This window comes from Bacteroides sp. AM44-19, assembly GCF_003603395.1.
In the GTDB taxonomy this organism is placed as follows: Bacteria; Bacteroidota; Bacteroidia; order Bacteroidales; family Bacteroidaceae; genus Bacteroides; species Bacteroides uniformis.
Genome location: NZ_QTNB01000001.1, coordinates 955,354 through 970,082 on the forward strand (window position 1 = coordinate 955,354; position 14,729 = coordinate 970,082).

Sequence of the window (14,729 nt, forward strand, 5' to 3'; positions counted from 1 at the left end):
TATTTTTTAAAATCCTAATCTGTAAATTCTGCAATTATTCACTTTGTAGCTTCCACCTTTTGCATAACAACTCATACGATTATATGGCTCATTAGGGAAAACCAAATTAGTCATAGCTACCTTACCACCATCAAGGAAAATCTCAACAGAACACTTATCAACAAATATATTTAAAGTATGGCTCATTGTTTTTACTATAGGCCCCCAAGTAGCAAGAGCAAAATCATCGATATAATTAATCGAAGTTTTCATACGTTTATCATGGGTTTCAAGTATATGAGATTGACTATTACGACCAAAATCAACAATACCACTCTTCGTGCGATCCATTACTAATCTACTTTCTAATAAATCTAAGTAAATATCAACCTCTTCACCTTTTTCATTAAATAGTTTAAACCCCATTATATTTGCTGTACCATTGACAAACTGCATTTCAATTTCATAGGCCCCACTATTCTCATTCAACAATGTATCCACATGATACTCGGTATCAACCATAAATGTAGATATCTCCCTCACTTCTTTACGTATATCACGTACTTCCTTTACAGGAGTTATTGATACATAAAATTCACCATCTTGTTCATACAACCCTAACTCACGAGGCAAGGCATTAGCACTACGAAACTGTTTTGTAGGAACGATGTTTGCATACTGCCAATTACTCATCCAAGGTATTGCAATAATCCTATCACAAGTGTTTGAAAAGCAAACTGTTGCATAATGATCCTTTCCCCAATCCAGCCATTTTACTGTCTCTTTAGGACTATCACAGACAAACTTCGTCCCATCAAAATTGCCTACAAAATATTGCGTAGCACTTCCCCCAAAATAGCAACCAGGATTTACATTGACAATCATAACCCATTTCATATAATCCTTATTACCATTAACTGGTAATTGGACCATGTCTGGGCATTCAAATTGACAAGGTTGCACACCATATCCTTCTCCCCACGCACTAAGATATGTCCAATCCTTTAAATTGTACGAAGCATAAAAGCGCATTTCTTTATCAGCAGAAACAATCATAATCCATTTCTTTTCAGGATTATACCAAAAAACCTTGGGATCACGGAAATCTTTTATCCCATCAAAAGGAGTCAGAATAGGGTTCTTTTCATATTTAGTATAAGTATACCCATTATCTTTACTGTAAGCCATACACTGAATTTGCCCATTTTTTTCACTTGCAGAAGTATAAAAAGCAATAATAGCTCCTGCACCATAACCAGCTGTATTCTCTACATCTACAACAGAACTACCTGAAAATATATGTCCCAGAGAATCACGAGCAATCACCGGTGCTTTATGCTCCCAATGCATCAAATCTTTACTGACTGAGTGTCCCCAATGCATATTCCCCCAAACAGAGCCATAAGGATTATATTGAAAATAAAGATGATATTCTCCATCCTTATAGACCAATCCATTGGCATCATTCATCCAACCATACAAAGGTGTGTGATGGTAAATTGGACGAAAAGTTTCACGGTTAGTAGTATCAAAAGTATCAACCAGCTCTATAGCATCCCACGTTACAGCATTATTATAGAGTCCTTTCATACGAATCATAATAGTCTCTCCACTACCCTGCCGATAATTATCTAAATCAAGAGGAACAAAATAATCTATACTGTCAACTGCCATATGTACGTCTAAAGTCTGCATAATTTTATTCCCGTCACTACTCTCTATTTGCAAAAGAGATTCATCTGCAGACTCTTGAATTGGAAGAAGCAATATTTTTGCTTGTCCTTCCACATAAATAATACTTTCCAACTCATTCATATGCTCCAATTGCATCTGAAAATGAGTAGCTTGTTTACAACCCCAAAAGAGTAAACAGCACAAACTTGCGAATAATGCTATACTCCATTTTACTGCCATCTGCCACTGTGTTAATAAATGTTTCATGTTTAATGGTATTATATTAATAAGGTTTTGCAAAGAAACAACAAAAAAAGAAGCTTGGACATAATTAATGTTGCAACTACTATAACAAATGTTACCTCAGCATTGTAGAACAATGCTGAGGTAACAAAATTCATAGTTTTTGAAACATATTTGACAAGCATTTCATTTTCTTAGCGCTATATTTGCCATTGTTATAAAACAAATAATATATTAAGTTAAACTCAAATTATTAAGACCATGAAAACATGTAAAGCAAAAAAAATGTATGGATTAGCTATAATGCTTTTTTCCATAATGCTTGTAAGTCCTACTTATGCGCAAAACGGTCCCAAAGGAACATTAAGGGTTGGAGCTGCCAAAGTGGACATTACTCCTAATCAAGATGAATTACCACCGAATTCTTTCGGTATCCTTGACCATATTCATAGCCGAGCTATTGTAATTGATAATAATCATACGAAAGCAGCATTGGTTACAGTAGATATAGGTGGTATCAGTGATGCTCAATGGAAGACTATAACAGAACGGGTTGAGACGGAAATTGGAATACCCCAAAATAATATAATGATTACAGCGTCACATACACATAGTGGAGCACGTTTAAAACCAGAAGTCTTGAATGAAAAAATATTCTCTTCCATTAAAGAAGCCACGTCCAAACTACAACCTGCCCAAATAGGATATGGTAGTGGAGTTTCATATATCAATATCAATCGCAATATTTTTGATCAAGAACGTCACGGCTGGTGGGAAGGCCCCAACTATGAAGGGATATCAGATAAAACAGTTGCAGTCATCTGTTTCAAAACAATGGATAACAAACCCATCGCAGTATATTATAATTACGCAATGCATGCTGTTGCAGCAGGGCAGTTGGATATGATTAGTGGAGATGTACCAGGAACAACTTCCAAATACATAGAAGACACTTTTGATAATGAAATAATAGCAGTATGGTCAACCGGAGCCAGTGGTGACCAAAACCCGATTTACTTCAATCAGACGTATGAGTTACGAGATATCCGTATTAAGGAATATGCAAAAAGAGGCGAAGATATCTCAAATGCAATGCCTCCAGGAGGCACAGGGCTTGACCGGAACAACCCTCAAGTAGCAAAACTAATGCAACAACAGAAAGATATCATCATATCTATGGGGCAAATGTTAGGAGAAGAAGTTCAACATGTTATGCGTAATATCAAACGTTATGAAACAGTTATTCCAATTAACACGGGAAGCAAAATTATAACTTGTCCAGGACGTAACCGATTAAATAAAGGAAGAGCTGGCTACGAAGGCAAATATGAAGATGCAGACCCGATTGTGCTCCGTCTCGGTCTAATTATGCTAGACAATATACCTATTACATCTGTTAATGCAGAAATCTTTAATTATATAGCAGTCAGATTGAAAAATGAATCTCCATATACACGCACAATGATGGCAACAATAACAAATGGAACAGCACGTTCTGGATATATACCTAATGATGCAGCTTATGGTTTTCAGACATTTGAAGTACTTTCTTCCAGATTAAAACCCGGATATGCAGAAAGCGCCATTGTCAATGGACTACTTGATTTAATCAATGAAGCCACTCATTAAAAAAAGCTGGGCTATCCTTATAAAAAGGACAGCCCACATAACAAACTTTTGATTAACTAGAAAATGTGATTATGAAAACACATATATTTACCCCAAAATTCATATGGATAACATTTTTATTCATACTTTATTCCAATTCCATATTAGCTCAACAAATCAATGTGACAGGAACTGTTATTGGAACAGATGATGAGCCTATTATAGGTGTTAGCATATTAGTTAAGGGAACCACCCAAGGAGTTATCACCGACCTTAATGGAAATTACACAATCAACACAAACAGTGATGCTACTCTTGTTTTTTCTTACGTAGGTTGCATAACCCAAGAAGTAGCTATCGCTGGTAGAAAAAAAATTAATATAACCCTCGTGGAAGACAGTAAAGCTCTGGATGAAGTAGTAGTTATCGGTTATGCTGTCGGTAATAAACGATCTGTATCAGGAGCAGTAGATCGTGTTACGGCAAAAGATATGAATCTTGGTTATATTGCTACTCCTATTGATGCCATCAGAGGCAAAGTTCCTGGTATGGTTATTTCTCAAGACGGTGGGAATGTTAATGCTGAACCGACTGTCCGCATTCGTGGAACATCTTCTTTATCAGGAGGTAATGATCCATTAGTAATCATAGATGGAGTCTTCGGATCCCTAGAGATGTTAAATACAATTGCAGCCCAAGATATTGAAGAAGTTACAGTTTTAAAAGACGCTTCGGAAACAGCCCAATATGGTTCACGCGGTGCAGCAGGCGTAATTGTTGTAACTACAGCTAAAGGAAAAGAAGGAGTTTCCAATATCACATATAATGGCCAATTCGGTATCAGCCATGCATATAAACAATTACAAATGTTATCACCTAACGAATGGAGGCATGTCAATCAAACTTTATTTTCTGGAGTAGGAAAAGATTTAGGTGCAAGTACCAACTGGATGGATTGGGTACAAAATTCTGTATATACCCAAAATAATCATACAGTCTCTCTTACACAAGCAACAAAAAAAGGAAGCATGCGTGCCACATTTGGTATAAACGACAGAACCGGATCAGTACGTAATACTGGTAATACCACGTATTACGGACGTTTCAACTCAAACTTACATGGTCTAAATAATAAATTGAGTCTTGAATTTAATTTATCTGCTATTTACCGTGAATCCAAGCCAGGTTCCAATGTTTGGTCAAGCGCTGCCGTTTATAATCCAACATATCCATCTGAAAGAAATCCAGAAACTGGTATATGGGACATTGACAACAATGTTTCATCAATGGTTGTACATCCAGGAGAAATAATGGAATACGATTTGAAAAATGAAAGTACACGCATTAATGCCAGTGCAAGAGCAACATATAAGATAATCGATGGATTATCATTAAGCGCTTTTGGCTCATTTATGTATGTAAACACAAATAATAAAGCATATTACCCCAATGATGTATATGCTTATAGAGGTAATCGTGGACGTGCTCAGGTCAGCAATCGACATGGCAAAGATTGGATGGGTAATATACAAGCAAATTACTCAAAAGAATTTAATAAACATGCAATTAATGCTTTAGCTCTAGTAGAAGGTCAATCCTACTATACATTCAATAGTTCTGTATATACAGAAGGGTTTGATACCAACTACTTTAAATATAATAATCTTGCAGCCGGTGCCCTATTAAGTTATGGAAATGCATCATCAGGGGCTCAAAAAAACACACTTTTATCTTATATGGCACGCCTCAACTACATGTTTGACAATAAATATGTAATAACAGTGAATGCACGTACAGATGGTTCATCTAAACTTGGAGCTAACCATAAATGGGGATTTTTCCCTTCCGCATCTGCCGCATGGATTATCAGTAATGAAGAATTCATGAAAAAGCAAAAAATATTTTCTACACTTAAACTACGTGCTGGTTATGGAGTTACAGGTAATCAAGATGCTATTTCACCACTCAACTCTTTACAAGTCTTATCTCCAAATGGAATTTCATCTTACAACAATCAGTCAGTAGTAACTTATGCTGTAGCTTCTAATGCTAATCCCGATTTAAAATGGGAAACAAAATATACTTTTGATATTGGATTGGACTTTACAATGTTCAATGGTCGTTTACGTGGAACGATGGATTACTTCCACTCAACAACTAAAGATTTACTGTATACATATAATGTATCTGTTCCGCCATTTACATACCCCACCTTACTTGCCAATATGGGAGAAATGGTTAATAAAGGATTTGAATTTTCCATTTCAGGAGAAGTAATCAAAAATAAAAAATGGGGACTCAATTTATCAGGTAATGTATCATTCTTAAAAAATAAATTAATATCACTTTCAGGAGCATATAATGGTGAAGCATTAACTACCACAGACTGGGTAGTAGTATCAAGTGCAGGTGGTTCAGGGCTTACCGCAAATACAGCTGTTACTTATATGGCAGAAGGTTATCCCGTTGGTATTTTCCGTTTACCAGTACACGATGGCTTCAATCAAGCTTCAGATGGAAAGAAAACATATAAATTTAAAGATCTAGACGGTGATGGAACCATTGACCACTCAGATTCTGGAGATAGAGAGATACTTGGTCAAGTTGTACCAAAAGTCAACATGAATCTTAATGCACAGTTACGATATAAGCAATTCGACCTGTCTGTCCAATTCAATGGCGCATTTGGACATAAAATTTATAACGCAACCCATCTTAATTATAATAACTTAAACTTATTTCCTTCATATAATGTACTTAAGACAGCCCCTAACTTAGGTATCTATGATATTGTACATACTTCATATTGGCTTGAAAAAGGAGATTATGTAAACATTGAATATATAACATTGGGATACAACATTCCCACCAAAGTATTCAAAATCTTTTCCAATGCTCGCATAGCACTTTCATGTAATAATGTAGCTACCATTACTGGTTATTCCGGACTAACTCCAATGATTAACTCAGCAAGTTTTCAAGGTGGAGTTGATTCTCGTAATATCTATCCTATTAATAGAACATATACTATTCAGTTAATTCTTAGTTTCTAAACATAAAAATAGAAAGCCATGAAGAAAAAAATATTAGGTTTAGTGACAATAGCAATACTATTACTAAGCAGTTGTTCTGATTTTCTTGACGAAGTTGCCTATGACAAATTCCAAAAAGAGGACGCATTAAGTAATCCCACATTAGTATATATCAATTCTGTTGCTGCTATATATTCAGGAATGGGATTACAAGGAACCTGCTTTGAGTTTCGTACATACCCTTACTCCTTTTTATCAGAATTCACATCGGATTTAGCAATGTTGCCCGGTCGTCAAGGTGACTGGGTAGATGGCGGTTTCCATCAGAATGCTTTCTTACACAGTTGGTCACCATCTTATGCGGCATTTTTAGCAACTTGGAATGACATTTACAAACAGATTAGTTTATGTAATTCTGCTTATGAAGACTTACAAGATATGATAGATAAGGGAGGAGAAGATTATCTCAAAGACTATCAATATGAAATTAGAGCTTGTAGAGCATTTTATTATTATCATGCAATAAATCTTTTTGGCAGGGTACCTATTATAGTTTCCTCAGATACCAAAGTGGCAGACGTAAAGCAACCAAATCGTACTCAAGTTTATGATTTTTTACGTGATGAATTAACCGATATCATACCACACCTACCTGAAGCAAAGTCCGCAGATTCAAACAGCCAATACTATGGGCGTATCACAAAGGCTGTCGGTTATATGATGATGGCAAAACTAGCTATCAATGCACCAATCTTTTCAAAAGAAGATTGGAACGATGGCTCCTTCACTGGAGGAATTAACGCAGTAGAATCCTATATTACAAATGCCGGAAAGAATATAACAATCACTCTTGAAGGAACTACACGTAACGCTTGGGAAACTGTTATATACTGCAAACAACGTATTAAAGAATTAGGATATGCACTAGCTGATAACTTTAAATCTAATTTCCTTGTAGGCAACGAAGGTTCTATTGAAAACATTTTTATTCGTCCTAATGATACAGACACTTACCGCCTTAGTCAAAATTTACATTGGTACTCATTGCATTATGCACATTCTGCTGCTATAGGATTTAATGGTGGGAACGGTCCAATAGCAACAATAGAAGCTGTTAAAATATTTGGTGCAACCTATGACGAAGCGACAGAAACTGCTGACTATTCAGCAACAGATCCACGTTGGGACATGAGCTTTTTCTATGGAGATGTGTATGTTGACGGAAAAAGAATTGCCTCACAAGTTTCCGAATCTTATAATCCTTATGGAACCTATTTACCATTCCAAGCCCGTATTGATTATGACGTAACTTCATACTCTGACCCTAAAGGATTATATATAGTGAAATGGGCTGGAGCTAGAGTAAAAAAACTGGAGCTTGATAAAACCGACAAAAACACAATGTGGGCTCATTATACTAATGCAGATTTTGTGGTATACCGATATGCGGATGCGCTACTACTCGCAGCAGAAGCACAATATCGTCTAGGGAATATTTCAGAAGCACTTACACTGGTAAATGAAGTTCGTAATCGGGTGAATGCCCAACCAAGAGAAACCCTTACATTACAAGACTTACTTGATGAACGTGCTCTTGAATTAATGTGGGAGCCTGTTCGGAGAGAAGATCAAATCCGTTTTGGTACCTACACTGAGGCTACAGATGATAAATATCCAGGCGTACCGCATGCCAATTCTGCAGGAGACTGGGTATACGATGCCAACGGATACACAACAGTATTTCCAATTCCTATCGATGTACTCAACTTAAATAAAAATCTTACGCAGAACCCCGGATATTAATAATACTCCTCTCATGCAACAGTAAATATAAGAGTCGTGCTAGAATCAATCCTACACGACTCTTTAATACAGATATTTTAAGGATTTATATATAATGCCAATTTACTCAAAAAAGTTATTAATGCCTCACCATTTATCTATTAGTAAACAATAATAACCTCAGGAAAATAAATCTATACTTCTCAAAAAACAAACTGTTCCGCACACCGGTATCCTTCTTCATAAAGCTCCGTCAGCTTCTTGATGTCACGCTCGATGCGGTCTACCACTACCGGCTTCTGTGGACGGATCACAACGATTTCCCCGGCGGCTTCCATCCGTTCCACCTGCTCCAACTGCTGATTATAGACAATGCTGCGGCGGTTGATGGCTTCACGCAATAGCGGATATTTCTTATATATAAAAGGTGGAACTTTCGTTCCCTGAATTTCCTTACGGTACCCATGATTGCGCGTCAACACCACCACATTATTGGTAAATCCATCCTGACGGGCACGCATCAAAGGAATACTGTCCACAATACCTCCGTCCAGCATCGGGATATTGTCCACGTAGGTAATGGGACAGACAAACGGCAGACTGCTCGAAGCACGCACAATATCAATGACGCGCTCCTTACTCCGCTTCTCCTCAAAATAGTTCGCTTCGCCCGTCTCGCAGTTGGTAGTTACCATCACATAGCGTTCGGGACAATGAAAGTATGCCTCGTAGTCGTAGGGAAGTATGTGTTCCGGAAACTCCTGGAACAACAAATCGAAATCCATGATATTCCGCTTCTTCAACAGATACTTCAATCCGATGTAATTGTATTTTTCCAGCAAGTCGATATTACTGTACTTGGCACGCCCGCGCTGGCCGGACATATAGGAAAGTCCGTTGCAGGCTCCGGCACTGACGCCGATGGTATAGGGAAAGCGAATGCCACGATCCATAAAGCTGTCGAGCACACCGCAAGTGAAGACGCCGCGCATGCCACCGCCCTCCAAAACAAGACCGCTACGGTCGTCGATACGTATTATTTTCTCCATAAGTGTCAGAATTAACGTTCCAAAGATAGCTTTTGTTTACGATATTCTACCTATATTTGCAGTTGCAACTATAAATCTATAACATTTTAATTATGATGAAGAAATCAATACTGATGGCTGCATTGGGTTTATTAAGTTTAAACACAATAGCACAAGACACTACGAAAGAGGAAGGTTTCATCTTTACAACCGTAAAAGAAAATCCTATCACTTCTGTTAAGAACCAAAACCGTGCCGGTACATGCTGGTGCTACTCCGGACTGGCATTCATCGAATCCGAACTGCTCCGTATGGGCAAGGGCGAGTACGACCTTTCTGAAATGTTTATCGTACACAACACCTATCTGGACCGTGCCGACAAGGCAGTGCGTACACATGGTGACGTTTCGTTCTCACAAGGCGGTTCGTTCTACGATGTAATTTATGGTATGAAGACTTTCGGTCTGGTGCCCGAAGAGGAAATGCGTCCGGGCGTTATGTATGGTGACACGCTGAGCAACCACACCGAATTGACAGCCGTATCTGATGCCGTAGTGGCAGCTATCGCCAAAGGCAAACTGCGCAGCCTGCAAACCGACAGTGACAAGAACCCACTCTGGAAGAAGGCCATCACCTCTATCCACGATATTTACTTGGGCGAACGTCCTGAAAAGTTCACCTATAAAGGCAAAGAATACACTCCGAAGTCTTTCTATGAATCTACCGGACTGAATGCAGATGACTATATCTCACTGACTTCCTATACGCACCATCCCTTCTACCAGCCGTTCGTCCTGGAAATACAAGACAACTGGCGTTGGGCTTCTTCCTACAACCTGCCTATCGACGAGCTGATGGAAGTGTTCGACAATGCTATCAATAAAGGTTATACCATTGCTTGGGGTAGCGACGTAAGCGAACAAGGTTTCACACGTGACGGTATAGCCGTAATGCCCGATGCAGAAAAGGTGCAAGAACTGAGCGGTTCGGACATGGCACACTGGCTGAAAATGAAACCGGAAGAAAAGAAACTGAACAGCAAGCCTCAACCGCAAAAGTGGTGCACACAAGAAGAACGCCAACAGGCATACGACAACTGGGAAACAACCGACGACCACGGTATGCTGATTTACGGTATAGCCAAAGACCAGGAAGGCAACGAATACTATATGGTAAAAAACTCTTGGGGTGAAGCCGGAAAGTACAAAGGGCTGTGGTATGCTTCCAAAGCTTTCGTGCGCTATAAAACAATGAACATCATTGTGCACAAGGATGCACTGCCTAAGGATATTGCCAAGAAACTGGGTATTAAATAAATAAAAGAAGGAGATGCAGTTTGATGCATCTCCTTCTTCAATTCTTACCAAATCCTACAGATATCTTCCACAATCTGCGGAACCGTCAACCGATTCTTCTTCAACTGCTCCTCCACATCGTAACGGTCGATAAACTCTTTCTTCACACCATAGTTCAACACCTTCATATCCGACGGACCGTAGTAGCGGGCAATCTTCTCGCCAAAGCCACCATCCAGCACTCCGTCCTCAAGAGTAATGACCAGTGCATGGTCCTGCTTCAGGTCATCGAGCAAAGCCTCGTCCACACCCGTGATGTAGCGGGGATTGACAAGCGTGGCATCCACTCCTTTTTCTTCCTTCAACCGGGCAGCCACGGCTTCGCCCAACTGATAGAAAGAGCCCAGTCCCAATATGGCAACCTTCTCTCCACGATGGGACACCTCATAACGGTTCAGCGTCTTGCCGTAATCCTTCTCCGGTTCTACATTCCTGCGGACAACCCCATTGGCCGGCACGCGGATGGCAACCGGATGTTCCGTCTGACGGATCCCCCACTCCAGCATTGCCATATACTCCTCACGACAAGTAGGTGCCAGATAAACCATATTCGGAATATTGCCAATGACCGGAATATCGAAAAGACAAAGATGGGTAACGTCGTTCATACTCGACAAGCTTCCCCAGAAAACAAGAATCAGTGCAGGATTATTGTTGATGCAGAGGTCTTGCGACAGCTGGTCGTAGGCGCGCTGGATAAAGGTGCTGTAGACGCCGAATACCGGCTTTCCACCTCCGGCAGCAATGGCAGAAGCCATGGCAACAGCCTGTTCTTCGGCAATGCCCATATCGATGAACTGGCGACCAGCCTCCTTGCGTCGCTCCGGTGTAAAGCCGAATACCGTGGGTGTGCCTGCGGTGATGCCCACCACAGTCGGGTCTTTCTTCATCTCCTGCAACAGATAACCAGCGGTAAGGTCGGCATAGTCTTCATCCTCTCCAGGCTCACCGGTCAGATTGCCGGTCTCAAGGTCGAACGGAACACTGTAATGGAAACGTTCTTTTTGCTCTTCCGCCAATTTGTATCCTTTACCTTTCAAGGTATTGATATGTACCACAACCGGATGCTTCTTGTCCTTCACTTCACGGAAAGCCTCTATCAATTGCTCCACGTTATTGCCATCCTTCACATAGAGATAATCATATCCCATTGCCTTAAAATAGTTGCAGGGAGCCTGACCCTCCGTTTCGCGCAACTGTTGCAGATTACGGTATAGCCCGCCATGATTCTCGGCAATGGACATCTGGTTATCGTTGACAATGACGATGAAGTTCGTGCCCAGTTCGGCACCTACATTCAATCCTTCGAAAGCTTCACCACCACTTAGCGAGCCATCGCCGATGACCGCAATCACATTACCCGTCTCACCCTTCAGGTCGCGTGCCTTGGCAAGCCCGCTTGCCAGACTGACGGAGGTAGAGGTATGCCCGATAACGAAAAAGTCATGCTCACTTTCCGACGGTTCGGAATATCCGGAGACTTCGTCATACTCGTCCGCATTCATAAACGCTGCCCGGCGGCCTGTCAATATCTTATGGGTATAACTTTGGTGAGACACGTCATAGACTATCTTGTCCGTTGGTGAATCGAACACGTAATGCAGGGCTATGGTGGCTTCTACCATTCCCAGGTTGGGACCTACGTGTCCTCCGTGAGAGCTTAACTTGTTTAACAACACCTGGCGGATTTCTCCACCTAATCCGTTCATCTCGCTGACTGATAACTTTTTCACGTCAGCAGGGGAATTTACTTTTTCAATATACATATTCTATAATAACATTTAAGTAGCGATGCTTGTTTATCCGATGCCGCCCGTCGTGCAGGCCTCATCCGGACGCTGCAAAAGTACAGAGGAAACGGGAACGGAAAGGTAGATAAATTACCGGTTTTATTACCTTTTTTACAGATATAGAGCCAACTGATATTTGCGCAAAATCCCTCAACTTGTGCATTTTTCACCCCATTTTCTTGTCAAACCCAACTCTTTCCGTAAATTTGCAGGCTGATAATGAGTTAACCGGCCAATTTCAGTAGCAGGATTCTACTACTCCTATTCCCGGTACTGACATACAAAGAAATACTAATACTAATAATTAATAGCATGAGTTTGAAAATTGTTGTATTGGCAAAACAAGTTCCCGACACACGCAACGTTGGGAAAGATGCCATGAAAGCCGACGGAACCATCAACCGCGCGGCACTCCCTGCCATCTTCAACCCCGAAGACCTGAACGCTCTTGAGCAGGCTCTCCGACTGAAAGATGAACATCCGGGCTCCACCGTTACCATCCTGACCATGGGACCGGGACGTGCAGCCGAAGTTATTCGTGAAGGACTTTACCGTGGTGCCGACAACGGCTATCTGCTGACCGACCGCGCCTTTGCAGGTGCCGATACGCTTGCCACTTCGTATGCCCTTGCCACAGCCATCAAGAAGATAGGCGACTATGACGTCATCATTGGCGGACGCCAGGCCATCGACGGCGATACCGCCCAAGTAGGCCCGCAGGTTGCCGAAAAGCTGGGGCTGACGCAAGTGACCTACGCAGAAGAGATTCTGAACGTGGACAAAGCCGCCAAGAAAATTACCGTGAAACGTCATATCGACGGGGGTGTGGAAACCGTTGAGGCTCCCCTGCCCATAGTCATCACCGTAAACGGAAGTGCCGCTCCCTGCCGCCCGCGCAATGCCAAACTGGTGCAGAAGTACAAACGCGCCCTCGGTGCCCAGGAAAAAGCTGCCATCACCAAGGAAAGCGCTGGGCTTGCCTACGCCGACCTCTACGAGAAATATCCCTATCTGAACATCACGGAATGGAGCGTTGCCGACGTGAACGGCGACCTTGCACAATGCGGTCTGAGCGGCTCGCCCACCAAGGTGAAGACCATTCAGAACATTTCATTCCAGGCCAAAGAAAGCAAAACGCTGACGGGCAGCGACAAGGATGTAGAAGATTTGATTGTTGAACTGTTAGCTAACCATACGATAGGATAAGATTATGAATAATGTATTTGTATATTTAGAGATAGAAGGCACAACAGTTGCCGACGTCAGTCTCGAACTCTTGACCAAAGGTCGTAAATTAGCCAATCAGTTGGGCTGTCAACTGGAGGCAGTTGCTGCCGGCAATAATCTGGTAGGCATTGAAAAGCAGGTATTGCCCTTCGGAGTAGACAAACTCCACGTATTCGACGCTCCGGGCTTGTTCCCCTATACTTCCCTTCCCCACTCCTCTATCCTCATCAATTTGTTCAAAGAAGAAAAGCCGCAAATCTGCCTGATGGGCGCCACCGTTATCGGTCGCGACCTCGGTCCGCGCGTTTCTTCCGCTTTGACCAGCGGACTGACTGCCGACTGTACCTCACTGGAAATCGGCAACCACGAAGACAAGAAGGAAGGCAAGGTTTACGAGAACCTGCTGTATCAAATCCGTCCCGCATTCGGCGGTAACATCGTTGCCACGATTGTGAATCCCGAGCACCGTCCGCAGATGGCAACCGTTCGCGAAGGTGTGATGAAGAAAGAGATTCTGGACGCCGACTATAAGGGCGAAGTCATCAACCACGACGTTGCCAAGTACGTGCCCGAGACGGACTATGTGGTAAAAGTCATCGACCGCCACGTAGAAAAGGCAAAACATAACCTGAAAGGCGCTCCCATCGTGATTGCCGGAGGCTACGGCATGGGAAGCAAGGAAGGCTTTGACATGTTGTTCGAGCTTGCCAAAGAACTCCATGCTGAGGTAGGCGCCAGCCGTGCTGCCGTCGATGCCGGTTATGCCGACCATGACCGCCAGATTGGCCAGACCGGTGTCACTGTCCGCCCCAAACTGTATATTGCTTGCGGCATCAGCGGACAAATCCAGCACATTGCCGGTATGCAGGAAAGTGGTATTATCATCTCCATCAACAATGACGAGAACGCTCCCATCAACACGATTGCCGACTACGTCATCAACGGTACGGTGGAAGAGGTTATCCCGAAGATGATTAAGTATTATAAATCACACAGTAAATAACAATAAAG

Annotated in this window: 9 protein-coding genes; 6 read left to right on the forward strand and 3 right to left on the reverse strand. The window is 41.7% G+C overall.

From position 1 onward, the window contains the following. Positions 1-6: 6 nt before the first annotated feature. On the reverse strand, positions 7-1,920 hold the full coding sequence (locus DW947_RS04310) for a GH32 C-terminal domain-containing protein (RefSeq protein ID WP_229095815.1): 1,914 nt from the start codon (positions 1,918-1,920) through the stop codon (positions 7-9). Between the two features lie 237 nt (positions 1,921-2,157). Between DW947_RS04310 and DW947_RS04315 the strand changes: the two genes are divergently transcribed. From DW947_RS04315 to DW947_RS04325, 3 genes are all read left to right on the forward strand, one after another. Beyond that, positions 2,158-3,525, forward strand: coding sequence for a neutral/alkaline non-lysosomal ceramidase N-terminal domain-containing protein (locus DW947_RS04315; protein WP_229095817.1), 1,368 nt, complete (start codon positions 2,158-2,160; stop codon positions 3,523-3,525). Between the two features lie 71 nt (positions 3,526-3,596). Then, positions 3,597-6,557 carry a SusC/RagA family TonB-linked outer membrane protein gene (locus tag DW947_RS04320; protein ID WP_118940694.1) on the forward strand — a complete coding sequence of 987 codons (2,961 nt, stop codon included), beginning with the start codon at positions 3,597-3,599 and terminating at the stop codon, positions 6,555-6,557. An 18-nt stretch (positions 6,558-6,575) separates the two neighbouring features. Beyond that, positions 6,576-8,339, forward strand: coding sequence for a RagB/SusD family nutrient uptake outer membrane protein (locus DW947_RS04325; protein WP_118940695.1), 1,764 nt, complete (start codon positions 6,576-6,578; stop codon positions 8,337-8,339). Between the two features lie 182 nt (positions 8,340-8,521). Here the strand turns inward: DW947_RS04325 and DW947_RS04330 are convergent, their stop codons facing one another. Further along, positions 8,522-9,367, reverse strand: a complete 846-nt coding sequence (locus tag DW947_RS04330; RefSeq protein WP_118940696.1) for a patatin family protein — start codon at positions 9,365-9,367, stop codon at positions 8,522-8,524. Positions 9,368-9,462: 95 nt separating this feature from the next. Between DW947_RS04330 and DW947_RS04335 the strand changes: the two genes are divergently transcribed. Continuing rightward, positions 9,463-10,662 carry an aminopeptidase C gene (locus DW947_RS04335; protein WP_087332791.1) on the forward strand — a complete coding sequence of 400 codons (1,200 nt, stop codon included), beginning with the start codon at positions 9,463-9,465 and terminating at the stop codon, positions 10,660-10,662. Between the two features lie 44 nt (positions 10,663-10,706). Here the strand turns inward: DW947_RS04335 and DW947_RS04340 are convergent, their stop codons facing one another. Continuing rightward, positions 10,707-12,467, reverse strand: a complete 1,761-nt coding sequence (locus DW947_RS04340) for a 1-deoxy-D-xylulose-5-phosphate synthase (protein WP_118940697.1) — start codon at positions 12,465-12,467, stop codon at positions 10,707-10,709. A 336-nt stretch (positions 12,468-12,803) separates the two neighbouring features. On the opposite strand from DW947_RS04340, the gene DW947_RS04345 reads away from it, so the two are divergent. Together DW947_RS04345 and DW947_RS04350 are read left to right on the forward strand one after the other, a co-directional pair. After that, complete coding sequence (locus DW947_RS04345; RefSeq protein WP_057281742.1) at positions 12,804-13,697, forward strand: electron transfer flavoprotein subunit beta/FixA family protein; 894 nt, start codon at positions 12,804-12,806, stop codon at positions 13,695-13,697. A 4-nt stretch (positions 13,698-13,701) separates the two neighbouring features. Then, positions 13,702-14,721, forward strand: a complete 1,020-nt coding sequence (locus DW947_RS04350) for an electron transfer flavoprotein subunit alpha/FixB family protein (RefSeq protein WP_005835598.1) — start codon at positions 13,702-13,704, stop codon at positions 14,719-14,721. Positions 14,722-14,729: the final 8 nt, after the last annotated feature.